Genomic DNA, 24,777 nt, shown 5'->3' on the forward strand with positions numbered 1-24,777 from the left:
ATAGAGGAAATAACAAGTATGGAAAAGAAATACACTGTAACCTATAAAGTTGCTCCGATGGGGGCTAAGTATGTTTATCAGGAAGATAAGGGTAAGAATAAAGCTGGAGATGTACATTCTTCATCCGCCGGTCATATGTGGTATTCAATAAATGACGGGAACGGAAATGAGAAAAGTTACGGATTTGAGTCAAAGCATGGTGAACCGTGGGGTGAAGGGCAAGTAACGACTCATGATAATGCTGCCTATCAACAGACCTCTTATGAAGTCACCATAGCCTTGACGGAAGATCAATACAACAAGTTAAGTGAATTTTCAGGTAACCCAAAGATAGGTAGATTTAGGGTTAAAGAATACAGTGTGAACAGCAACAGTTGCGTAGATTTCGTGTTTTTCTCATTAACATCCATTGGATACAATACGCATGGTATGCAAGGAAATCAGTTTCCCGTAAATAACATTATTCCTTTGAGTAATATGTTAAAATATAATGGAGCTGAAATTATTCGTAACAATCTGGTTCGTGATGGTAAGTATTATGAATATCATGAGGCAAGAGATGTTATTAAAACTTTATGGTTGACCCCAGATGAGAATAAGAGCGTCTCCCCACCATCGACAAACTTGATTAATATTGATATCAAGTCCTCTCCACAGCCCCAGAAACATATTCAGGGTGAAAACAAAGCGCAGCAGGATGTTGCCAACGGTTATATTCAAAATTCAGCGACCCATAAAATCTTCACTTCTTCGGGCATTCTTGACAAAACCGACTTTGTTTCAACACAGATGGCTAGCCTTGCCACCGGTGGCATTCGTCCCGGTGAAATGCAGCTTGACCCCAATGTTCGGCCCAACACTTATTTGTCGGAGTTCTACAAGCCTTTCTACCAACCCGGGGACACTAGCAAGCTGGACTTTGGCCTGCGCAATGCCGTGACGTTGAACGGCTTATCGGCGATGACGACGTTCAACACCTATGTTGACCCGCTGTTATTGGATTTGAGTGGCAATGGTGTGCACATGACCGACATCGGTGATGGCGTACTGTTCGATATGGACAACAGTGGTACGCTCAAGCGTAGCGGTTGGGCAGATAGCAATACCGGAATACTGGTGATCGACGATGGTAGCGGTCAGATAAAAAATGCCAGTCAGATGTTCTCCGAGTACTACAGTGGTAAGGCCGGAATAAACGGAGCCGCTGGCGAAAAAAAATTCAAGGATGGTTTTGGTGCCTTAGCCAGTGAAGATGCCAACAAGGATGGAGTGATTGATGAACGTGATCCGATCTGGAGCCAGTTGCGGGTTTGGGTCGACAGCACCCACGATGCAAAAGTCGATGCGGGCGAACTCAAAACACTGGCGGAATTGGGTATTACCCAGATAAACGTCCGGGCTTTGGACAAAACAGAAGTGCGTGATGGGAATAAGGTCGTTGCCAGTGGGTCGTTTACTATCAATGGTAAAACTCAGGAAATGCTGGCCGTCGATTTTCTTGGTGATACTGTTAGCAACACCCTGAGTACTCAGGGTGTTGGCACGAAAGTGACTTCCACCACCAAAGGTATCACTACCACGGCTTATGCCAGTCAGAGTAACACAGATGAAACCCTAAATGCTGAGCAACTGGGAGTAAGCAATCTGTATGGTGGCAGTGGCAATGATACGTTGATTGCGGCAAAAACCGGTAGTTGGCTGGTCGGGGGTGCAGGGAGCAATACCTATGTTGGCGGTGCCGGCGATGACGTTTTTGTCATCAGCGCTTCTGACGATACGAAAAACATTCACGGCAATGGGGGGCACAATACGGCGATCATTGTCGGCAAAAAAGGTATGGAGCTGAACATGGCTCAAGCCGGTTTAACTATCGCCCAAGGCGGTAGCGGCAGTGATGTCATCAGAAGCGGTGGAGCCAATGGTGTCTTTATCAAAGGAGGCTCCGGCGATTCGGTTCTGGTCGGTGGAATGGGTAACGACGTCTTGGTCGGCGGCAGTGGGCACAATACCATCATTGGTGGCACTGGTAAGTCGGTTATCTATGCCGGTCCTCAGGGTGACGCAATTTACGCCTCCGAAGGCGGCAGTATCATTCACGCAGGCGGTGGCAGCGATAAGATTTTCGGCGGCTTGGGTGACGACGTTATCGAAGTGGGTCACGGCAATGCAACGATTGATGGGGACGGCGGGGTCAACATAGTCAGCCTACACGGTAACCACGGCGATTATCGAATCACCCGCACCGACAGTGGGTATGAAGTGGCCGACAAGGTCGCTGGGCGTGACGGCACGGTGACGCTGAAAAATATCCAAAAACTCAATTTTTCGGATATTTCGGCTGTTGATTTACAAATACCCAATGCTATGCCTGTCGAGGATGTCCTCACCCACGACAAGGACGGCAAGGTTTTTGATCGTACTCAGCCTCATCTGATTTCCGCAGAGAGCCTGCTGACCAACGATCAACATCTTAACAGTCAGGGAGCTTTGCGCATTGCCAATGTTGGGGATGCGATAGGCGGCACGGTCAGCCTCACAAACCAAGGCGATGTTTTGTTCACTCCAGACCCACATTACACGGGCCTGATTAGCTTCAAATACGGCGTAACCGATGCAGCCGGTAATCCTTCGGCATCAGTAGTAGACCTGAACAGCGGGCAGACAGCGCCGATGCGTGCTGCTGTCACGCTACTGACTCCGGAAGTTCCTCTCGATCCATTGGCTGCTCAGCAATGGTATCTGAGCGATGCCAACATTCTGCCGGTCTGGAAGGACTACACCGGCAAGGGGGTACGAATTGGTCAGTTCGAGCCGGGCGGTAAGTTTGCCACCGCGCCTGAAATATTTGATATCAATCACCCCGACCTTGCGGCGAATGTCGACAAAGCTTGGTTGCAGACTCAACAAACCAATGGCACCTTGCCGAACGTGGTCTCCAACCACGCGACAATGGTGGCGGGTGTGATGGTCGCGGCGAAAAATAATGCAGGGGGCGTAGGAGTTGCCCATGATGCTACGTTGGGTGGCTATTATCTGGCCAATGACGGTGCCGATCTGGCGGGACTGGGGCATATGGTCAGTTTTGACGTTGCCAACAATAGCTGGGGATTTACCAACGATTTCGCACTCAGCAGCTTTCAGGACGGCTCTATAAATACTGCCGCGTCGCTGAGTATGAATGCGCAGTACGCGGCGGCCAATGGTCGTGGCGGATTGGGTACTGTCATCGTGGCGGCAGGCGGCAACCATCGTGCAGAAGGTGGCAATGCCCAGGGATCGCTGACCAATAACAACCGCTTTTCGGTGGAAGTCGGTGCGATCAACGCGCAGGGCGATTTGTCAACTTTGCAGATTGGTTCCTCACCGTTCTCCAACCCGGGAGCCAGCCTGCTGGTTTCGGCACCGGGCAGTAATGTTGTGTCTACCAGCCATATGCTGAAAACCGAACGTGGCTCAACTTTCGGCAATGACTACACCAGCATGCAAGGCACCAGCTTTGCCGCTCCGATAGTCTCCGGTGTTATTGCGCTGATGCTTGAGGCGAACCCGAACCTGGGCTATCGGGATGTGCAGCAGATCCTTGCCTTATCCGCTCGCAAGATCAACGACCCATCCACCGAATGGCGCGACAATAAAAGCCACAGCTGGAATGGCGGCGGTATGCATACCAGCAACGATTACGGTTTTGGTCAAGTCGATGCGCGAGCCGCTGTGCGCTTGTCCGAGGCTTGGATGACTCAAAGCACCGCTGCCAACGAGTACGTCTATAGCGCATCCAGCGGCCTTCTGGGGAAAACCTTGGCCGCGGGTGAGACGCTGACGTCGTCCATCGCCATGAATGCTGGTCTGAATGTCGAGCATGTCGAGATCGATTTTGACGCCCAGGTAGGCCGTCTTGGCGATCTGACGCTCAAACTGATCTCTCCCGATGGCACTCAGAGCATATTGCTCAATCGTCAGGGTAAGGTTCCGGACGGCATGCCGGGCGCAAGTGCGACCGATTTGGGTAGCAGCCAGTCGGGGACGTTCAAGTACAGCTTTATGTCGACCCATGATTTTGGTGAACGTTCGGTTGGCAACTGGACCCTACAGGTGACCGATTCGAGTTCCGGCTTGCCGGTCACGTTAAATGCCTGGTCGCTACGTTTGTACGGCAGCAAGAGCACCCCAGATGACACTTACTTTTACACCGACGAATATATCCAATCGGTGGTCGGGCAGGCCAACCGCGCGGTGCTGGATGACGCGGTCAATGGCGTGGCGGGTGGGCGTAATACCCTCAATGCGGCGGCTGTTTCGCGGGATACCTCAGTTAACTTGCTGACCGGTGTTGCCAGCATTGGCGGCACAGCGTTGACGATAAAGGATCCGTCGAGCATTCAGAACATCATCACTGGTGATGGCAACGATACGTTGGTCGCTGGTAATGCCGATGCATTGCTTGATGGCGGGCGTGGAAACAACACACTGGCAGGCGGTGCGGGTAAGGACTTCTTTGTGATCCACCGCCGTGAGACAGGCAGCGATGTTATCAGCAACTTCGAGGCCGCTCGTGGCGAAATCATCGATCTGGTCGGATTTGGTGGAAAAACATTTGCCGATCTACTGCTGACGCAGCAGGGGGCGGATGTTAAGGTCGATCTGGGTAAGGGGCAAAGTATTGTTCTGAAAAATCAGACAATAGCCGGGATCGGTGCGGCGAACTTCAAGTTTCAGGACACCTTTATCGCCCCGATGGCTTACACGAGTAGCGACACCTCAACGCTCCAGCCACAAGAAGGCTTGGGAACCGTGATCCTTAAGGGCGGCGGCAAGGGTGTTATGCTCACTAGCGATGCTCAGGGTCAGATGAAATTTAGCTTGAATGGGACTATCTATAGTCATGACAGTGCGGCGTCAGACGTTTTTGTGGTGGCAGCCCAACCGGGCGTCAAGGACTACAAGAATGCATTACGTGGGTTCCGTCACGGCATTGATAAAATTGATTTGCGTCAAACCGGAATCACTGATTTCAGCCAACTAACCATCGCTAAGAGTAATCGTGGCACGATCAACGGTCTGTCACAAATTCATGGCGTTGACGTTACCTTTAATGGGGCCAGCGGTACTGATTCAAACGTGAAGCTGCTGTATCTCGATACCTTGGATACTTCGCAGGTCGATGCTGCCGATTTCCTCTTTGCGGATCCTTCGCCGGATTTGGTGCCAACGGTCGGGCCAGTGGTGACGCAATCTCCCGATAAACCGACGGTTACTGTACCGGGCTCATTGACACCCATTATCGACCCCCTTGGTGTTGACAAGCCTTTACCGCTTCCCTCTATCGACCTGAAGCCGCTTATTGACTGGGAACCGATTAAAATTCCTTCTATTGATATTGACCGGGAGATGATTAGACTTCCCCCTGTTAAGCTGGAGCCAATTAGCTTTCCCGTTCATGACCTAAGGCGCCTTCGTGACTGGATGTCACCTATTGACCGGGAGCCAATTATCATTCCTCCTGTTGAGCTGCACCCAACGCTTAACGTTCCGAAAATTGAGCCAGCAGTGGAACCTACACCGGTGACCACTGACCTTAATTCTATTACGGTCCAAAAAACTTTTGGCAAGGTTACTTTGGGGGACGAGAGCAAGACTATCAATGTGGAAGCTATAAGTGGCAAAGTGGTTGCCGGCAACGGTGATAATAAAGTGAATGTGACGGGACAGGGAGCCTATATCACGCTAGGTAATGGTAACAACGTCATTGTCGGCAATGTCGGCAGTCTAACAGTCGGACATGGCAATAATCTTATTACCGACACCGGCACTGGAGCTTTAGCTCAGGTGAAAGTAGGGGATGGTAATAACCATATCGTGACCAGTAGTACCATGTCGCGAGTGGAAGCCGGGGATGGTAATAACCATATCATGACCAGTGGTACTATGTCGGAGGTGAAAGTAGGGGATGGTAATAACAATATTGTGACCAGTGGTACTATGTCGACGGTAGAAGTCGGGCATGGGGATAACGATTTGGAATTTAGAGGTGAGGTGGGGCGGTTGGTGTTTGGAAAGGATATCAGCCCTGATCGTCTGTGGTTCCAGCATGAAGGACAGGATCTGCAAATTTCGGTCATTGGCAGCAAGCAGGAGGTAACGCTGCATAATTGGTATGCCAGTCACACCGAACGACCAAAAAGCATCATGGCCGGTGACGGTCATCGGTTGATGGACAGTGATGTCGAACACCTTGTTCAGGCGATGGCTGCATTTGCGCCGCCAGCGCCTGCGACCGCAATGCTCGGCGATGTCGAGCAACAGCGGCTGCAACCTGTGCTGGCAGCCAACTGGCACTGATCGCTAACAAGACCCGCGATGGTTATCGCGGGTTTTCATAAATAGGGCCAGTGGGGAACAGCCCTGTGGATCATAGAAACTAAGAGCCTATCCCAATAGGGGTGATGTAGAAGAACCTCCAAACAACTTATTGACTAAGGCACATGTCATCACAAAGTTACTTTTTCGACAAAGTAACTCTCTGAGATCCAGCCGGCCAGTTTGCCTGACTGATGTTCCAGCTATTGTATAAAAGCGCTGACGCACTGAACCAGTAACGTAAGTAGCTTTTTGTTATCCCATTATTAATTCCATTCTCATTAATTGTTAACTAAATGTTGTTGTTTGCTTGTAATATTACATTTTTATCATATTTAATGTAATAAAATTACATGATATGGAAAATAGAGTGATGATAACTGCTTAAAAGTGGTCGGATAAGTAGTAAATTTTCATTTTGTGCGGTAAAATTTTAAACAATTTACAGATGGATTATTTTGGGGATTCTGCTGTCCGGCAGGATCTTTTTTAGGAGGGTCTAATATGTCTGCATATCGTAAATATCCTCGGCACCAGATTCTTTTACGTCGTATTGGTGCTGTAACTGTAGGTGTGTTGGCGCTACCAGTTATGTTGTTTCGTTGTGATCGTGCCCGTTTTTACAGTTATTTGTACCGTGTATGGGTAAAAACCAGCGATAAGCCTGTATGGTTAGAGCAATCCGAGCTGGTTGCTCAAGTCAGAACTAACTGATGTTTGGCGGAAAATCTGGTTTTCCGCTGTTGATAGAGAGTTAAATAGTTAAACGCCTTGCCTGTTTATTCTGGCAAGGCGTTTTGCTTTATACCGGAATCGGAAAAATCACAAAGCTCAATTGCTATGGCTGGTGCAGATGGGTATGGTACTTCCACACAACCAAATACAGGACGAATATGATGCATAATATTGAGCTGGAAAATGTGATTAACCAAGAGCTGAATGTTGGTGAGTTTCAGGATTATGCGCCCAACGGTTTACAAGTTGAAGGGCGTGCTCATATTCAGCGGATCGTTACCGGTGTCACCGCTTGTCAGGCGTTATTGGATGAAGCGGTTCGCCATCAGGCTGATGCGATTATCGTTCATCATGGCTATTTTTGGAAAAATGAACCCGCGGTGATTCGTGGCATGAAACATCGTCGTCTGAAAACGTTGCTCTGCAATGACATTAATTTGTATGGCTACCATTTACCGCTGGATGCTCATCCATCGTTGGGAAATAACGCGCAACTGGCCCAGAAGATGGGGGCGAAAGTTGTCGGTCTGATTGAACCATTCGTGCCGTATGGGGAGTTTGATCAGCCAATAACGCCGGTTGAGTTAGCTTCACGCATTGAACAGGCGCTGGGCCGTAAGGCATTGCATGTGGGTGATAATGCACCCGCAGAAATTCGCACTCTTGCCTGGTGTACCGGCGGTGGGCAGAGCTTTATTCAACCGGCGGCTGAATTTGGTGTTGATGCTTTTATTACCGGTGAAGTTTCAGAGCAGACTGTGCATATCGCCCGCGAAATGGGGCTGCATTTTTATGCGGCAGGCCATCATGCCACTGAGCGTTATGGTGTTAAGGCACTGGGGGAGTGGTTGGCTAATAATTATGGGCTGGATGTGACTTTTATTGATATTCCCAATCCGGCTTAAGCAAATTTTTCTGACACGGAAATAAACGAAGCCCACCAGAGTGGGCTTCAAAGCTTTTGACAAACTTTTCATATTTTCATAATTAACGTTGTTCTATCCGCTTTATAGAATTGTGAATTTTGATCCTAATGATCCGGCTACACACGCAAGCGGTGGCTACGTTTGATAATTTAGAGAGTAGGATAGCGTGTATCCGCTCTTGAAAAACGAGCATACACAAGGAAGATGGCGAGATCAATTTTTACGATGATTTCAGTCGTGCTGGTATAACCTCAATTCCCACTAAGTCATTTCCCCAATTAAATAAAAGTTCTAACTATCAAGTTAAAGCTTCAGGTTGTTGACCAACCCATTTAAAAACATCCCCAAAGACATAAGCAGAATGCTACACACCTGCCGGGCTAGGGACGTAATACCATTAATAAATTTAAAGGACTGCTGTTGATGTACAAAATTATCTCCATCCTTAATTACCACTTTCTGGTATTTAATACATTTCATTCCCCATTGTCAGGATTAAACAACCAGATCTTGATCGCATTTTGCGCTATCCATTCAGATGGGTAATTAATACAATATTAGAATAGTTTAATAATGTCACTATCAAATTATTAACTATTATCTATGAGAAAATTATCCATTTATCACCGAAGCCTGACAGGGCTTACCCTGCTGGCAATTTCCGCACTGGCACAGGCTTCAATCCCTGTCAGCCCGGCGGATCAAGAAACCATCACGCAACAACAAAAAGCCGTGTTGCAGCAAGCCCAACAGCAACGGGAAGCGCTGCGCAACAACATCACTTTATCTCCACCATCCGAGCCAACACCCGGTGCACAAGGATCTGTTTGCCATACCATCCACCAAATTGAGTTTAAAGGTGCTGAAAGCCTGTCAAGGTCAGTCAAACAGAACTTGATTCACCCTTATTTATCTCATTGTTTAACTTTGCAGGACATTAATGGGCTGATGCGTAAAGTATCGAATGCCTATATCGAACGGGGTTATGTCACTTCCCATGCCAGCCTCAAAGAGCAGGATTTATCCTCCAGTACCCTCACTATCGCCGTGAATGAAGGCAAAATTGAGTCAATCAGCCTTGATGATGAAACACCCCGCTCACTCAAAATGGCCTTTCCGGGCATGATCGGCAAGACGCTTAATCTGCGGGATATTGAACAAGGTATGGAACGCCTGAACCGCCTGCCTTCCCAGCAGGTAACCATTGATATTCAGCCGGGAAAGCAACCGGGCTATTCTGCTGTCTCTTAATCAGATCTCTCGGTTAAGAGACAGAACAAAACAGCCGATGCCGTTAATGGCCTGAGATGGATGTTTGTCATCTTTTAAACATAGTGCACTTTCTCTTTTTATTTGTTTTCCCTTTTTTGGCGATCAGAAAACTGCTTTTTCGGTGATGAGTTAACTAAGGGTAAAAAAACAGATGTCCGTTAATGCCAGATTTTTAAAAGGTATTGAGTGACTAAAAACAACTTATTCCCTGTCATGTTTAATGTATTCATTGACAATGCTATTCTTCGCTTATTTAATATTAATCTGGCCTGCCATGACCATTTAAAAGCACGAAAACAGAAATATTAAAGCTTTTATATAAAAGACGGATTTTGCAGATTTTTAAAATGACGTTAATTAAATTTAATCGAAGCCTATTAACCATTAAAAGAAAGTTAAAAATAAATCAATGAGAAAAAATTATTGTCCGAAAAAATATAAAAGAGTATCTATAATCAACATTGATTAAACATAAAACACAATATACCCTGATGATTAAACTTAATAAAAAGCAAGTGTTAAAAGCAGTAAAAACAACGATTAAAACCTTATTATACCAGTTAAAAAGCAAAGATTAAAAAATGGTTTTTAATAACAGTTTAAAACCTGCTGATCATAAATCTATCAGTAAAAAATGAGAAAAGAATTGGCTTTATTAAAGCTTATATTTCCCGTAAAAAAGGCAAATAAAAACATAAAATAGATCAACAAGATAATATATTTAAAACATCACCTGATTTTAATAATGCTTTCAACTGGAGATTAAAATTTTTATCAACCAGTTAAATAATCGTTTATAAAAAACCAGAATAATAAAAGTCGAAAATAAATCATTTAACCTAATACGAACTGGATTGCTTTTAGCATTATTATATGGTATTTGCTATTCAACATCGTGATACATCAAATACGCTTACTTAAACTTGTTTTATACTATTTTACCCCATCCAATAGCATTGCTTTTCTACGGTTTGATTTAAATCATGCCTCTTTTTATACCATTAATGTGATTTAACGCTTAAATACCCGTTTAATCATTATAACCTTTCTGGCAAATGAATTAGCCAGACTTTTCAATATTGTTGATGTAATAAAACGTTATTAAATGAATTAACCGATTTATTTAAGCATAATTTAAATAGATACAGGTGAATGAGGTTAAGTGAAAATCTAAAATCAGATGGCGAGTCTATTTTAACAAATAAACGATTTTATTCTGATAACCCTAATCATTTTCAAAATGATATTGACTAAATTACATGCCATTTATTATGCTAAAATAAATCTCTTTTTAAAAAGTTAAAAACTTTCTATTTAAACACACCACTAAACAATCAAATCACGTTTGAAAACTGAAGCAGGTAAATATCAAAGCAATATAAAGATATTACAGATAATGCGGATTTCAGCAGGCTGCGATCTGGATCTCGTCGGTACTCAGTGAGTGTCTAGCCCAAAGCTCTAACTATCAAGTTAGAGCTTTGCCCTTAATCGTAATCGGATTTTGTTATTATTTTTTCAACTGGCTTTGGAAATCACGTTGAGTGTAGCCGGTGTAGAGTTGACGGGGGCGGGCGATTTTCACACCGTCATCATGCATTTCGTTCCAGTGAGCTATCCAGCCGATGGTACGGGCAATGGCAAAAATAACAGTGAACATGGTGGATGGAATACCCATGGCTTTCAAGATGATACCTGAGTAGAAATCCACGTTCGGATACAGTTTCTTCTCAATAAAGTACGGGTCGTGCAGAGCAATACGTTCAAGCTCCATCGCAACTTCCAGCAGGCTGTCATTCAGGCCGAGTTCATCTAGCACTTCATGGCAGGTTTCACGCATGACTGTTGCGCGAGGATCATAATTTTTGTAAACACGATGACCAAATCCCATCAGACGGAAAGCGTCGTTTTTGTCTTTAGCACGTTCAATAAATTCAGGAATATGTTCAACTGACTGAATTTCTTCCAGCATACGCAGACAAGCTTCGTTTGCGCCGCCATGTGCAGGCCCCCAAAGGGAAGCGATACCTGCGGCGATACAGGCAAATGGGTTAGCGCCGGAAGAACCTGCGGTACGTACTGTTGAGGTAGAGGCGTTCTGTTCGTGGTCGGCATGCAGGATCAGGATGCGATCCATGGCACGTTCCAGCACTGGGTTCACTTTATATTCTTCGCATGGTGTGGAGAACATCATATGCAGGAAGTTGCCGGCATAGGAGAGATCATTGCGTGGATAAACGAATGGTTGACCAATAGAATATTTGTAGCACATTGCCGCCACTGTCGGCATTTTGGACAGCAGACGGTACGCGGTAATGTCACGATGACGCGGGTTGTTCACATCAAGGGCATCGTGATAGAAAGCCGCCAGAGCACCGGTGACGCCACACAGTACTGCCATTGGATGAGAATCACGGCGGAAGCCGTTGAACAGACGATGGATCTGTTCATGGATCATGGTATGGCGGGTAATGGTTTTTTTGAATTTCTCAAACTGTTCTTGTGTGGGTGTTTCGCCATAAAGCAGGATGTAGCAAACTTCCAGATAAGTGGATTTTATCGCCAACTGGTCGATAGGGAAACCACGGTGAAGTAATACGCCTTCATTACCATCAATGTAGGTGATCTTGGATTCGCAAGATGCTGTGGAAGTAAAACCAGGGTCGTAGGTATAAAAACCTTTGGAGCCAAGAGTACGAACGTCGATGACTTGAGACCCAAGGGTCGGTGTTAGCACGTCCAATTCAATAGCAACTGTACCATTTGGGGGGGTTAGAGTTGCTTTGTTATCTGCCATTACAGTCTCCTTAGCGCTTTCATTTTTATAACTCTTAACAACCACGGCAGAAAGATACAGTATAGAACCTATTTCATCAGGCATGAGGCTATTTTATTGACCATTCTTGGTGGTCAAAAACGGACCTGGAGAGTGCTCTGACAAAAGCGATAACTTTTGAATGCACTTTGGGATGGCCCGCGCCGGTGAGCGATTTATGAGTGAATCGCTTTTTACAGACTGCGTGCATATTCCGGTTTCTGCCCGCGATCTGTGCCCTCAATTTATTGGTAAGAATGGCCTACGCCAATGATGCCAACGGAATAGGTTCTTATACTGTGCTCCCTGGCACTGTACCACCGGAGAAAATTTGAAATCAGGCCAATATCACATTTAAGGCTGAAATCTCACCCCGGACGACAATGGTTTTCAGATTGTTAGCGAGTTTTTGAGTGTTATGTTTTATGCATGACTACAAAAAAAATTATGATTTGTGTGGACTACACAGTTACATAACTTTAGCTTTTAGTGAAGTCTTTCCTCTTATCGGAAATCAATCTCAAAAGTATTTTCAACCATATATGTAAGATAAATGTTTAAAGTTTGTCAAACAAGATAATTAATTTTGTGCAATATGTTTGAATCGTGATCTTAATCACTGTTCAGTGGAAATGTAGCTAATCATATTGTGTTGGAATTGTAATAATAATGTGAAGCACATATACTGCCGCTAGGTCTCCGGATTACCCTGCTGTAGGAGCACCCAGCGTAACTAAACCACGACATTTTTTAACATGAAGGATCTTTCATCTTGATTAAATGTTGTGTCTTTGTATCCTCTTATCGCTGTCTGATTTCCGCCCAGGTCCGGAGGAAGGAAAATAATAAAAGAGCTGTGTGGGCAAAATTGTGAAAAAACAAAGACCTGTCAACCTTGATTTGCAGACGATACACTTTCCAGTCTCTGCAATAGCCTCGATCTTGCACCGTGTCTCTGGCGTCATTACTTTCATAGCAGTAGGAATTCTCCTCTGGTTGTTAGGGATGTCTCTCTCCTCGCAAGAAGGGTTTCAGCAAGCCGCCGATATTATGACGGGATTTTTCGCCAAGTTTATCGTGTGGGGCATTCTGACCGCACTGGCTTACCATATCTGTGGTGGTATCCGTCATATGCTGATGGATTTCGGCTACTTGGAAGAAAACTTAGCGGTCGGTAGTCTCTCTGCCAAAGTGGCAATCGGGATTGCTGTGATTCTGTCGATTCTGGCTGGAGTACTGGTATGGTAAGTAACGCTTCTGCATTAGGTCGCACGGGTATCCATGATTGGTTATTATTGCGCGCGTCCGCAATCATTATTGTTTTATATGTTCTCTATATGTTGGTCTTCGTCGCAACAACGTCGGATATCACTTATGAAGTCTGGAGTGGTTTCTTCTCCTCATCCATCACTAAAGTCTTCACCGTGCTGGCACTGTTTTCCATCCTGGCTCACGCCTGGATTGGTATGTGGCAAGTACTGACTGACTATGTAAAGCCACTGGCACTGCGCTTAGTGTTGCAATTTGCAATTATCGTTGTATTGATGGCTTACTTGATTTACGGAACAATTGTGGTGTGGGGTGTATAGATGAAACTGCCAGTAAGAGAGTTTGACGCGGTCGTTATTGGCGCGGGTGGTGCGGGTATGCGCGCCGCGCTGCAAATTTCACAAATGGGATTATCCTGTGCTTTGATTTCCAAAGTATTCCCAACTCGTTCTCATACTGTATCCGCGCAGGGGGGCATCACCGTTGCGCTGGGCAATTCCCATGAAGATAACTGGGAGTGGCACATGTATGACACGGTAAAAGGTTCCGACTATATCGGTGACCAGGATGCGATTGAGTACATGTGTAAGACTGGCCCGGAAGCCATTCTGGAACTGGAACACATGGGATTGCCATTCTCCCGTTTGGATGATGGCCGGGTTTATCAGCGTCCATTCGGTGGTCAGTCAAAAAACTTTGGTGGTGAACAGGCCGCACGTACAGCCGCAGCGGCAGACCGTACCGGTCATGCATTGTTGCACACCCTGTATCAGCAGAATTTAAAAAATCATACCACTATTTTTTCTGAATGGTATTCGTTGGATCTGGTTAAAAACCAGGATGGCAGCATTGTGGGTTGTACGGCTATCTCGATTGAAAGCGGTGAAGTTGTTTATTTCAAAGCGAAGGCGACAATTCTGGCAACCGGTGGTGCAGGTCGTATTTATCAATCGACAACCAACGCTCACATTAATACCGGTGACGGCGTTGGTATGGCGCTGCGTGCCGGCGTACCTGTGCAGGATATGGAAATGTGGCAATTCCATCCGACCGGTATCGCGGGAGCTGGGGTTCTGGTAACCGAAGGTTGCCGTGGTGAAGGCGGTTATTTGTTGAATAAAGATGGCGAGCGCTTTATGGAGCGTTACGCGCCAAATGCTAAAGATCTGGCTGGTCGTGATGTGGTGGCCCGTTCCATCATGATCGAAATTCGCGAAGGCCGTGGTTGTGATGGTCCCTGGGGGCCTCATGCTAAACTGAAATTGGATCATTTGGGCAAAGAGGTGCTGGAATCTCGTCTGCCGGGCATTCTTGAGCTGTCCCGTACTTTTGCTCACGTTGATCCGGTAAAAGAGCCGATTCCGGTTATTCCAACCTGCCACTATATGATGGGCGGTATCCCAACGAAAGTGACCGGTCAGGCACTGGCTGTTAACGAGAAAGGCGAAGATGTGGTTATTCCGGGCCTGTTCGCTGTTGGTGAAATTGCCTGCGTATCGGTTCACGGTGCAAACCGTCTGGGGGGGAATTCTCTGCTGGATTTGGTGGTGTTTGGCCGCTCTGCCGGTTTACATCTGAAAGAGTCACTGATGGAGCAGGGCACCAGCCGCGAAGCCAGTGAATCTGATATTGAGCAATCACTGCAACGTCTGAACCGTTGGAACAGCACCCGTACTGGCGAAGATCCGGTGGGAATTCGTAAAGATTTGCAGGCGTGTATGCAGAATAACTTCTCGGTATTCCGTGAGGGTGATGCAATGGCGAAGGGCTTGGAAGAGCTGAAAGTTATCCGTGAACGGCTGAAAAGTGCGCGTTTGGATGATACTTCCTCAGAGTTCAATACCCAGAGAATTGAGTGTCTGGAACTTGATAACCTGATGGAAACGGCGTTTTCTACGGCTGTTTCCGCTAACTTCCGTACTGAGAGCCGTGGTGCTCATAGCCGTTTCGACTATCCTGATCGTGATGATGCGAACTGGTTATGCCATACCCTCTATCTGCCGCAAACTGAGACCATGACGCGTCGTGATGTCAACATGCAGCCAAAACTGCGTGAAGCATTCCCGCCGAAAGCGCGTACTTACTAATGAGTTGCTGATGATCCAGTTGCGAAGGAATAGATTATGAAGCTTGAATTTTCGATTTATCGTTACAACCCGGATGTTGACAGCGCGCCTCATATGCAGGATTACACGCTGGAAGCAAAAGATGGGCGTGACATGATGTTGCTGGATGCATTAATCCAGCTTAAAGAGCAGGACCCGACACTCTCTTTCCGTCGTTCTTGCCGTGAAGGGGTTTGTGGTTCTGACGGCCTCAACATGAATGGTAAAAATGGTCTGGCCTGTATTACACCGGTTTCGGCTTTGCGGCGTGGCAGCAAGAAAATTGTGATCCGTCCGCTGCCAGGTTTGCCGGTTGTCCGTGACCTGGTTGTAGATATGGGGCAATTCTATGCACAATATGAGAAGATTCGCCCATATTTGCTGAATGACGGTAAAAACCCGCCGGCGCGTGAACATTTACAGTCACCTGCACAAAGGGAAAAACTGGATGGCCTGTACGAATGTATTCTGTGTGCATGTTGTTCAACTTCTTGCCCGTCATTCTGGTGGAATCCAGACAAATTTATCGGACCTGCGGGGTTGCTGGCAGCCTATCGCTTCCTGATCGACAGTCGAGATACTGAAACCGATTCACGGTTAGATAAGCTGAATGATGCTTTCAGTGTTTTCCGCTGCCATAGCATCATGAATTGTGTCAGTGTGTGCCCTAAAGGGTTGAATCCAACAAAAGCCATTGGCCATATTAAATCTATGTTGTTAAAACATAGCGCGTAATTGGCTTGCCCTCCGCGCAGTTTTATCTGCGGAGGGCACAAAGAATTGAGAATGATGAGTTGCCAACTGCTAATGATGACAAAAGCTTTGAGGTAAGGAACCTTTAAAAACCATGTAACGGTTTTTAAAGGTTCCTTGAAGGGTTCCGAAACCCAAAAGAGAACATGCATAAAGCACGTCCAAATGAACCTTTTATCGACACCGCATTTAAGCGGTAATAGTTAACCACGGCGAAAACTAAAGCTTTTAAAGCTTAAGGGATCACAATGCAGAACGGCGCAATGAAGGACTGGCTGGATTCAAGCTTCCTGGCTGGTTCAAACCAGTCTTACATAGAGCAAGTCTATGAAGACTATATAACCGATCCAAACTCCGTTGATGCAAGTTGGAAAGAAATTTTCCAACAATTGCCGAATGCGGGATTAAGCGGTGAACAACTCCACTCGCAGACGCGTGATTACTTCCGCCGCCTTGCGAAAGATACTACGCGTTATCACTCCTCTGTCAGTGATCCGGCAATGGATGCAAAACAAGTTAAGGTTTTGCAGCTCATCAACGCATTCCGTTTCCGCGGACATCAAAATGCGAATCTTGATCCGTTGGGATTATGGAAACAGGATAGTGTTCCTGATTTAGATCCTGCTTTCCATAATCTAACGGAAGCCGATTTTGCCGAGACATTTAATGTCGGTTCTTTTGCTCTCGGCAAAGAAACGATGAAGTTGGCTGATTTGTATGAAGCCCTGAAACGCACTTATTGCGGTTCTATTGGTGCTGAATATATGCACATCACCAATACGGAAGAAAAACGTTGGATTCAGCAGCGTCTGGAATCTGTTACCGTCAGCTCTCAGTTCAGCGCAGAGGAAAAACAGCGTTTTCTGGCGGAACTGACGGCGGCTGAAGGTTTGGAACGTTATCTGGGCGCTAAGTTTCCGGGAGCGAAACGTTTCTCTCTTGAAGGTGGTGACGCACTGATCCCCATGTTGAAGGATCTTATCCGTCATGCGGGTAAGCACGATACACGGGAAGTTGTGATGGGGATGGCTCATCGTGGTCGCCTCAACGTTCTGGTTAATATCTTAGGTAAAAAACCGACGGATCTGTTCGATGAGTTTGCCGGTAAGCATAAAGAGCATCTTGGTACCGGCGACGTGAAATACCATCAGGGCTTCTCGTCTGATTTTGCCACCGAGGGCGCTAAGGTTCATTTGGCATTGGCATTTAACCCATCTCACCTTGAGATTGTCAGCCCTGTGGTTATTGGTTCAGTACGCGCCCGCCGTGATCGTCTGGATGAAGGCCGCAGCAATATGGTCTTGCCAATCACTATCCACGGTGATGCCGCCGTTACCGGCCAGGGCGTTGTGCAGGAAACCCTGAACATGTCTCAGGCCCGTGGTTATGAAGTGGGTGGTACGATTCGTATTGTTATCAACAATCAGATTGGTTTCACCACGTCGAACCCGAAAGATGCCCGTTCAACACAATACTGTACCGATATCATCAAAATGGTACAGACGCCGATTTTCCACGTTAACGCAGACGATCCGGAAGCGGTGGCATTCGTTACCCGCTTGGCTCTGGATTTCCGTAATGCCTTTAAACGTGACGTGATGCTCGATCTGGTATGTTACCGCCGTCATGGTCATAACGAAGCTGATGAGCCAAGTGCGACTCAGCCAATGATGTATCAGAAAATTAAAAAGCACCCAACGCCACGTAAAATCTACTCTGACAAGCTGGTTGCTGAGCAGTTGATATCAGTCGATGATGTGACTGAGATGGTTAATTTGTATCGTGATGCTCTTGACCGTGGTGACTGTGTCGTTGAAGAGTGGCGCTCAATGGGGCTGCACTCATTTACATGGGAGCCTTATCTTAATCACGATTGGGATGAAGAATATCCGCATAAAGTCGATATTAAGCGTTTGCAGGATCTGGGCCGACGTATCAGCTCTATCCCGGAAGAAGTGGAAATGCACTCTCGCGTAGCGAAAATTTATAATGACCGCGCAGAGATGGCAAACGGCGGTAAATTGTTCGATTGGGGTGGGGCAGAAACGTTAGCCTACGCAACTTTAGTTGATGAAGGTGTTCCGGTGCGTTTGTCTGGTGAGGACGCGGGCCGTGGTACTTTCTTCCATCGCCATGCTGTGATTCATAATCAGGCTAATGGTTCTGTTTATGTGCCTCTGTCGAACGTTCATAACGGTCAGGGGGCGTTTGATGTATGGGATTCTGTTCTGTCTGAAGAAGCTGTTCTGGCCTTTGAGTATGGCTATGCGACAACGGAACCCCGCGCTTTAACAATCTGGGAAGCGCAGTTTGGTGATTTCGCTAACGGAGCACAGGTTGTTATTGACCAGTTCATCAGCTCCGGCGAGCAGAAATGGGGCCGTATGTGTGGTCTGGTTATGTTGTTGCCGCATGGTTATGAAGGGCAGGGGCCTGAACACTCTTCAGCTCGCTTGGAACGCTATCTGCAACTGTGTGCAGAACAGAATATGCAGGTTTGCGTACCGTCAACGCCGGCTCAGGTTTATCACATGCTTCGTCGTCAGGCTCTGCGTGGTATGCGCCGTCCGTTGATTGTTATGTCGCCGAAGTCATTGTTGCGTCATCCATTAGCGGTTTCCAGCCTGGATGAACTGGCTAACGGTAAATTCCAGACAGTTATCGGTGAAGCTGATGCGCTGGATCCTAAAGGTGTTAAACGGGTTGTGCTCTGTTCAGGTAAAGTTTATTACGACCTGTTGGAGCAACGCCGTAAGAACAAACAAACTGATGTCGCTATCGTGCGTGTTGAACAACTGTATCCGTTCCCTCATCAGGATGTTCAATCAGCGTTGGAGCAGTATGCCCATGTACACGATTTTGTCTGGTGCCAGGAAGAGCCATTAAACCAAGGGGCCTGGTATTGCAGTCAGCATAACTTCCGTGAAGTGATCCCATTCGGGGCTTCTTTACGTTATGCAGGTCGTCCTGCGTCTGCTTCCCCGGCAGTTGGATATACGTCAGTTCACCAGCAGCAGCAGCAAGAGCTGGTTAATGACGCACTGAACGTTGAATAAATAAGGATAGAAAATGAGTAGCGTAGATATTCTGGTTCCTGTTTTGCCCGAGTCTGTTGCTGATGCCACTGTTGCAGTCTGGCACAAAAAAGAGGGTGACCGTGTTGAACGTGATGAAGTGCTGGTTGAAATCGAAACGGATAAAGTGGTACTGGAAGTGCCTGCCAGTGAAGCCGGTGTTTTAGAAGCCATTTTGGAAGTGAAAGATGCAACCGTTCTGTCCAGTCAGCTTCTTGGTCGTATCCGTTTGGGCGATAGCACGGGTAAACCGACAGAAGTAAAAGAAAAAACGGAAGCAACTTCGGCTAAACGCCAGACTGCGGGGTTAGAAGAAGAGAGCAACGACGCACTTAGCCCGGCGGTTCGCCGTCTGATTGCAGAGCATGATCTTGATGCCAAAGCGATTAAAGGTAGCGGTGTTGGTGGGCGTATTGTCCGCGAAGACGTGGAAAAACACATGGCTGATAACAAAAAGGTGGATAGTCAATCATCAGCTATTCCACTTTCTCTTTCTACTCAGGATTCGTTGTTGCCACACCGCAGCGAAAAACGTGTTCCAATGACTCGCCTGCGTAAGCGTGTGGCTGAACGTTTGCTGGAAGCGAAAAACAACACTGCGATGTTGACGACGTTTAACGAAGTTAACATGAAGCCGATTCAGGAAATGCGCAAGCTGTACGGCGAAGCGTTTGAAAAACGCCACGGTGTGCGTCTGGGCTTTATGTCTTTCTATGTGAAAGCGGTGGTCGAAGCACTGAAACGCTATCCGGAAGTGAATGCTTCTATTGATGGCACTGATGTGGTTTACCACAACTATTTCGATATCAGTATTGCGGTATCTACACCGCGTGGCTTGGTAACGCCGGTACTGCGTGATGCGGATGCACTGAGCATGGCTGAACTCGAAAAACGTATTAAAGAGCTGGCTATCAAAGGCCGTGACGGTAAATTGACCGTCGAAGAGCTGACAGGCGGTAATTTCACGATTACCAATGGTGGTGTATTCGGCTCTTTAATGTCTACTCCGATCATTAACCCGCCACAGAGCGCGATTCTTGGCATGCATGCCATTAAAGATCGTCCGATGGCGGTAAATGGTCAGGTAGAGATCCTTCCGATGATGTATCTGGCACTGTCTTATGACCACCGTCTGATCGATGGACGCGAGTCTGTAGGCTTCCTGGTGACCATCAAAGAGATGCTGGAAGATCCTGCACGTTTGCTGCTGGACGTATAGCAACATAATAAGGGCAGATACGCGCTAATATCTGCCCGGTCTGAAGTAAACAAATGTACATGCACAGCCAGTCTTTGGACTGGCTATATCCAAAGTAACAAAAAAATAAGAAGACAATTGCTCTTCTCAGATTAGATTATGGATAGAACATCATGAATTTACACGAGTATCAGGCAAAACAGCTTTTTGCACGGTATGGTTTACCCGCTCCGGCTGGTTATGCCTGCACTACACCGCGTGAAGCAGAAGAAGCGGCATCTAAAATTGGTGCTGGCCCTTGGGTGGTTAAGTGTCAGGTTCACGCTGGCGGTCGCGGTAAAGCGGGCGGCGTGAAATTGGTTAACAGTAAAGAAGAGATTCGCGCTTTCGCTGAACAATGGCTGGGTAAACGTCTGGTCACTTACCAAACAGATGCGCAAGGGCAGCCTGTTCACCAGATTTTGGTCGAAGGGGCAACTGATATTGCGAAGGAGTTGTATCTCGGTGCGGTGGTTGATCGTGGTACGCGTCGTGTAGTGTTCATGGCCTCTACTGAAGGTGGTGTTGAAATTGAAAAAGTTGCGGAAGAAACTCCGGAACTCATTCATAAAGCGGTTATCGACCCACTGGTTGGCCCTATGCCTTATCAGGGGCGTGAACTGGCATTTAAACTGGGATTAACCGGTAAACAAATCAGCCAGTTCACTAAAATTTTCTTAGGATTGGCAAATCTGTTCCTGGAGCGCGATCTGGCTCTGGTTGAAATTAATCCGTTGGTTATCACGACTCAGGGTGATCTGATTTGCCTGGATGGTAAGTTGGGCGCTGATGGTAACGCACTGTTCCGTCAGGCTGAACTGCGTGAAATGCATGATCCATCTCAGGAAGATCCGCGTGAAGCGCAGGCGGCACAGTGGGAACTGAACTATGTCGCGTTGGATGGCAACATTGGTTGCATGGTAAATGGCGCAGGTTTGGCAATGGGTACGATGGATATCGTTAAATTGCATGGTGGCGCACCCGCGAACTTCCTTGATGTGGGTGGTGGTGCAACCAAAGAACGTGTTACAGAAGCGTTTAAAATCATCCTGTCAGATGAAAATGTGAAAGCCGTATTGGTTAACATCTTTGGTGGTATTGTCCGTTGTGACCTGATTGCTGACGGTATTATTGGTGCGGTGGAAGAAGTGGGTGTTCACGTACCGGTTGTTGTTCGTTTGGAAGGGAACAATGCTGAGTTGGGGGCGAAAAAACTGGCTGACAGTGGTTTGAATATCATTGCTGCCACCAGCCTGACAGACGCAGCTAAGCAAGCAGTAGCCGCAGTGGAGGCCAAATAATGTCTATTTTAATCGATAAAAACACCAAAGTTATCTGTCAGGGTTTTACTGGTAGTCAGGGGACTTTCCATTCAGAACAAGCGATTGCCTATGGCACCCAGATGGTGGGTGGTGTCACGCCGGGTAAGGGTGGTACTGAGCACTTGGGATTACCTGTTTTCAATACTGTTCGTGAAGCGGTAGAGGCAACCGGGGCAACGGCCTCCGTTATCTATGTTCCCGCTCCATTCTGTAAAGATTCCATTCTGGAAGCTATCGACGCTGGCATCAAACTGATTATCACGATTACTGAAGGTATCCCGACTCTGGATATGCTGGCGGTTAAAGTGAAACTGGATGAAGCCGGTGTTCGTATGATCGGCCCTAACTGCCCGGGCGTTATTACGCCGGGTGAATGTAAGATCGGTATTATGCCGGGCCACATTCATCAGGCAGGTAAAGTCGGTATCGTTTCCCGTTCAGGCACACTGACTTATGAAGCAGTAAAACAGACTACTGATGCAGGTTTAGGGCAATCTACTTGTGTAGGTATCGGTGGTGACCCAATTCCAGGTTCTAACTTCATTGATATCCTGAAATTGTTCCAGGAAGATCCGCAAACAGAAGCCATCGTAATGATTGGTGAAATTGGTGGTAATGCGGAAGAAGACGCGGCAGCTTATATTAAAGAGCACGTAACTAAGCCTGTTGTTGGCTACATCGCAGGTGTGACTGCGCCGAAAGGTAAGCGTATGGGCCATGCTGGCGCCATTATCGCAGGTGGTAAAGGAACGGCGGACGAAAAATTTGCTGCTCTGGAAGCCGCTGGTGTGAAGACTGTTCGTAGCTTGGCAGACATTGGTGATGCTGTGAAGGATTTACTCGTTGGCAAGTAAGAGTTGATAAGAGATGCTTATCTATGAGGCCACAGTGAAGTGGCCTCAGATCGTTAAAAAAGCTGGTTAATTTGATATCGACACTTTTCTTTGCAGGTTATTATCACCGACCAAAATACCACCGGCAAAAAGCACAGCATCTTCAGGTAATAATTCATGTTGGCTATCTGTCTTTTCTAAGACAAAATTATACACGTTTGATGGTTCCGATTTTCTCTGTTTAACTGAGCTAAGGGTAGTTTGACCATCACGTGTATGTATTGTATCACCGGCCTTAAGGTCTTCGGCTTTGACTATTCCTCGTAATGTTGAGACAGGATGTGTTGGGGTCAGTGAAACCTGTTCACCATTATTGTAAATTAAATCAATAAACTCAGTATCGTGACCTACAATACGGCTTTGTACTTGTAAGATACCTCCTTGTTTTGTTAAAACTTTATCGCCTTGGCGTATATTTTCAACTTTCCATTTTGAGCCGTCAGCCATATCTATTAATGTGCCTTCAGCAATACAACCATATTGGATTTGAATGGGCGGATAAAGGAGTTGTGACGCGCTCTCCACACTACCGGGGTTATTGGTATAAGAAAACAGGACAGGAAATGCGTTATCACCTTGCTCTGTTACAATAGTAGCTTGTAGGTCTAGTATATATCTTTCGTTATTTTTCCAGCATATTGGTCCAAAATCAGCGTAACCTGTGTTTTTAGAAAATTCCCATGATAAATTTGTATTATTGCCTTTGAGACGATCATTATTGACTTTTTTATGTTTCCAAAATGTATCTTCATTTATATCTCTTGCTAATTTACATGCGCCGCCAGTATCGAGACCGACCAGTGTCAGATCTATCGCTGGTGAAATCCCTTGAGCTGCTTTAGGTTTCCTATTTTTATCAATGGCGATAGGGTGCTTAAATGTAACATTACCTATTATTTCCAGTTTGATTGTTGACTGATCATTTGGCTTACCTGGCGACGTAGGACCGTAATCACATTCACTAGGAGCTCTTGGTTCAGGGTTTGCTCTATTTAAGCAAACGATTATCGGTTTCTCTTTCTCTGGTGAATTATTTACATAAGTTGGCGCTTTGTTTTCCATACTTTGAGGAAAAAAGTTGCTAAAAGAATTTTCAAGGTCTTGCAGCGGCAGTGACTTCTCTACTATTGGCGCGTTATTGAGTGGTATTCCATTTATTTCCCCTTGGAAAAAGGAAATAGCTTGATACGTATTATCATGTTGTCCAGAGGTAGCAAAATTATATTCGGGGGTGGATAGTACAAAGTTCCTTACCCCATTATTCTTTGTATTTTCTTGTACGGATACATGTAGTGTTTTAACATCCTGGTTGTCAGAGCTAATAATTGAGAGGCCGCCCTGTAACTTTGCCTTTCCAGCGTTAGTTTCAATTGTATTGCTGTTTGAAATATTAGAACCAGGAAAATATAGGGAAGCAAAAACAGTAGCTGAAATTGATTTGTTATTTTCGGAAAATACTATTCTAGGATGACTAATATAATTTTTTGGCTTTGTAACCGAATCTTGTATTTCAAGTCGTTGTCCATTCTTAAGTAATGCATTTTGGTGTACTTTCATAGTTTCGATATCTTCAAAAATATCAGGATGTGTCTGTTCTGTAATATGATGGGATTTTAATAATGCAATATATCCTTTCTCGTTTTGTGGTTGAGTTAAATCGATCAATGTGGGTTTATTAGGTTCAAGACTATTTAAAAGCTGAGATATAGCCTGGCTTTCTTCGGCAGATAACTTAATTTGGGTATCAGCAAAGCATGATATTATGGGGGGAAATAGCATGATGAAAAAAACAAGTGCTCTGTTGTATAGAGTCATGATTTTATCCTGTGAGATAATATAGGTTTTGTAAGGAATTAATTACATATACTTTATTTTTTAGTCAAAATAATATTAGCGCATTATTGTTTTAAACTGATAATTTATTAATTTAATTTGGAAATTATGAGTAAGATAAGTAGTAAAGATGCCTACTATATCAACTGACCGCCTTTCTGAAAAATTACACTTATTAGTCGAATC

Annotated in this window: 14 protein-coding genes and 1 pseudogene; 12 read left to right on the top strand and 3 right to left on the bottom strand. The window is 46.0% G+C overall.

Going from position 1 to position 24,777, the window contains the following annotated elements:
- Nucleotides 1–18: 18 nt before the first annotated feature.
- Nucleotides 19–6,339 carry a S8 family serine peptidase gene (locus PTE_RS21740; RefSeq protein ID WP_036850629.1) on the top strand — a complete coding sequence of 2,107 codons (6,321 nt, stop codon included), beginning with the start codon at nt 19–21 and terminating at the stop codon, nt 6,337–6,339.
- Nucleotides 6,340–6,426: 87 nt separating this feature from the next.
- On the opposite strand, the pseudogene PTE_RS25370 reads toward PTE_RS21740, so the two are convergent.
- A pseudogene (locus PTE_RS25370) lies at nt 6,427–6,614 on the bottom strand (hypothetical protein); the annotation flags it as partial.
- Between the two features lie 247 nt (nt 6,615–6,861).
- Between PTE_RS25370 and PTE_RS21745 the strand changes: the two are divergent.
- From PTE_RS21745 to PTE_RS21755, 3 genes are all read left to right on the top strand, one after another.
- The gene (locus PTE_RS21745; RefSeq protein ID WP_036850631.1) at nt 6,862–7,071 is read left to right on the top strand and encodes a YbfA family protein; all 210 of its coding nucleotides are present in this window, start codon (nt 6,862–6,864) and stop codon (nt 7,069–7,071) included.
- A gap of 182 nt (nt 7,072–7,253) precedes the next feature.
- Nucleotides 7,254–7,997, top strand: coding sequence for a type 2 GTP cyclohydrolase I (locus PTE_RS21750; protein WP_036850633.1), 744 nt, complete (start codon nt 7,254–7,256; stop codon nt 7,995–7,997).
- A 624-nt stretch (nt 7,998–8,621) separates the two neighbouring features.
- Nucleotides 8,622–9,269: a POTRA domain-containing protein gene (locus tag PTE_RS21755; RefSeq protein ID WP_339366735.1), complete on the top strand. Its 648-nt coding sequence runs from the start codon at nt 8,622–8,624 to the stop codon at nt 9,267–9,269.
- 1,531 nt (nt 9,270–10,800) lie between these two features.
- On the opposite strand, the gene PTE_RS21760 is transcribed toward PTE_RS21755, so the two are convergent.
- Entirely contained in the window at nt 10,801–12,087 is a 1,287-nt protein-coding gene (locus PTE_RS21760; protein ID WP_036850635.1) for a citrate synthase, read from the bottom strand.
- An 876-nt stretch (nt 12,088–12,963) separates the two neighbouring features.
- Between PTE_RS21760 and sdhC the strand changes: the two genes are divergently transcribed.
- The 8 genes from sdhC to sucD all read left to right on the top strand — a co-directional run bounded on the left by sdhC (nt 12,964) and on the right by sucD (nt 22,719).
- Nucleotides 12,964–13,353 carry a succinate dehydrogenase cytochrome b556 subunit gene (gene sdhC, locus PTE_RS21765; RefSeq protein WP_036780848.1) on the top strand — a complete coding sequence of 130 codons (390 nt, stop codon included), beginning with the start codon at nt 12,964–12,966 and terminating at the stop codon, nt 13,351–13,353.
- Nucleotides 13,347–13,694 (top strand): succinate dehydrogenase membrane anchor subunit, encoded by a 348-nt coding sequence (gene sdhD / locus PTE_RS21770; protein ID WP_036850637.1) that lies wholly within the window; start codon nt 13,347–13,349, stop codon nt 13,692–13,694. Before sdhC ends, sdhD begins: the two co-directional genes overlap by 7 nt.
- A complete protein-coding gene (sdhA, locus tag PTE_RS21775) occupies nt 13,695–15,461 on the top strand; it encodes a succinate dehydrogenase flavoprotein subunit (RefSeq protein WP_036850639.1) in 1,767 nt (588 codons plus the stop codon).
- 36 nt (nt 15,462–15,497) lie between these two features.
- Nucleotides 15,498–16,214, top strand: a complete 717-nt coding sequence (locus tag PTE_RS21780; RefSeq protein ID WP_036850641.1) for a succinate dehydrogenase iron-sulfur subunit — start codon at nt 15,498–15,500, stop codon at nt 16,212–16,214.
- Nucleotides 16,215–16,480: 266 nt separating this feature from the next.
- Nucleotides 16,481–19,288: a 2-oxoglutarate dehydrogenase E1 component gene (gene sucA / locus PTE_RS21785; protein ID WP_036850643.1), complete on the top strand. Its 2,808-nt coding sequence runs from the start codon at nt 16,481–16,483 to the stop codon at nt 19,286–19,288.
- A gap of 13 nt (nt 19,289–19,301) precedes the next feature.
- The gene (gene odhB / locus PTE_RS21790) at nt 19,302–20,525 is read left to right on the top strand and encodes a 2-oxoglutarate dehydrogenase complex dihydrolipoyllysine-residue succinyltransferase (protein WP_036850646.1); all 1,224 of its coding nucleotides are present in this window, start codon (nt 19,302–19,304) and stop codon (nt 20,523–20,525) included.
- A gap of 152 nt (nt 20,526–20,677) precedes the next feature.
- Nucleotides 20,678–21,844, top strand: coding sequence for an ADP-forming succinate--CoA ligase subunit beta (sucC, locus tag PTE_RS21795; RefSeq protein WP_036850648.1), 1,167 nt, complete (start codon nt 20,678–20,680; stop codon nt 21,842–21,844).
- Entirely contained in the window at nt 21,844–22,719 is an 876-nt protein-coding gene (sucD, locus tag PTE_RS21800) for a succinate--CoA ligase subunit alpha (protein WP_036850650.1), read from the top strand. Before sucC ends, sucD begins: the two co-directional genes overlap by 1 nt.
- A 66-nt stretch (nt 22,720–22,785) precedes the next feature.
- Here the strand turns inward: sucD and PTE_RS23010 are convergent, their stop codons facing one another.
- The gene (locus tag PTE_RS23010; RefSeq protein ID WP_051477514.1) at nt 22,786–24,573 is read right to left on the bottom strand and encodes a Hint domain-containing protein; all 1,788 of its coding nucleotides are present in this window, start codon (nt 24,571–24,573) and stop codon (nt 22,786–22,788) included.
- Nucleotides 24,574–24,777: the final 204 nt, after the last annotated feature.

This window comes from Photorhabdus khanii NC19 (genome assembly GCF_000517265.1).
GTDB classification, from domain to species: domain Bacteria; phylum Pseudomonadota; class Gammaproteobacteria; order Enterobacterales; family Enterobacteriaceae; genus Photorhabdus; species Photorhabdus khanii.

Coding starts and splice junctions, on each gene's coding strand:
- PTE_RS21750 (WP_036850633.1), top strand. CDS start 7,254: ATGCATAATATTGAGCTGGAAAATGTGATTAACCAAGAGCTGAATGTT.
- sdhA (WP_036850639.1), top strand. CDS start 13,695: ATGAAACTGCCAGTAAGAGAGTTTGACGCGGTCGTTATTGGCGCGGGT.
- sucC (WP_036850648.1), top strand. CDS start 20,678: ATGAATTTACACGAGTATCAGGCAAAACAGCTTTTTGCACGGTATGGT.
- PTE_RS21755 (WP_339366735.1), top strand. CDS start 8,622: ATGAGAAAATTATCCATTTATCACCGAAGCCTGACAGGGCTTACCCTG.
- odhB (WP_036850646.1), top strand. CDS start 19,302: ATGAGTAGCGTAGATATTCTGGTTCCTGTTTTGCCCGAGTCTGTTGCT.
- sdhD (WP_036850637.1), top strand. CDS start 13,347: ATGGTAAGTAACGCTTCTGCATTAGGTCGCACGGGTATCCATGATTGG.
- sucA (WP_036850643.1), top strand. CDS start 16,481: ATGCAGAACGGCGCAATGAAGGACTGGCTGGATTCAAGCTTCCTGGCT.
- PTE_RS21780 (WP_036850641.1), top strand. CDS start 15,498: ATGAAGCTTGAATTTTCGATTTATCGTTACAACCCGGATGTTGACAGC.
- PTE_RS21740 (WP_036850629.1), top strand. CDS start 19: ATGGAAAAGAAATACACTGTAACCTATAAAGTTGCTCCGATGGGGGCT.
- PTE_RS21745 (WP_036850631.1), top strand. CDS start 6,862: ATGTCTGCATATCGTAAATATCCTCGGCACCAGATTCTTTTACGTCGT.
- PTE_RS23010 (WP_051477514.1), bottom strand. CDS start 24,573: ATGACTCTATACAACAGAGCACTTGTTTTTTTCATCATGCTATTTCCC.
- PTE_RS21760 (WP_036850635.1), bottom strand. CDS start 12,087: ATGGCAGATAACAAAGCAACTCTAACCCCCCCAAATGGTACAGTTGCT.
- sucD (WP_036850650.1), top strand. CDS start 21,844: ATGTCTATTTTAATCGATAAAAACACCAAAGTTATCTGTCAGGGTTTT.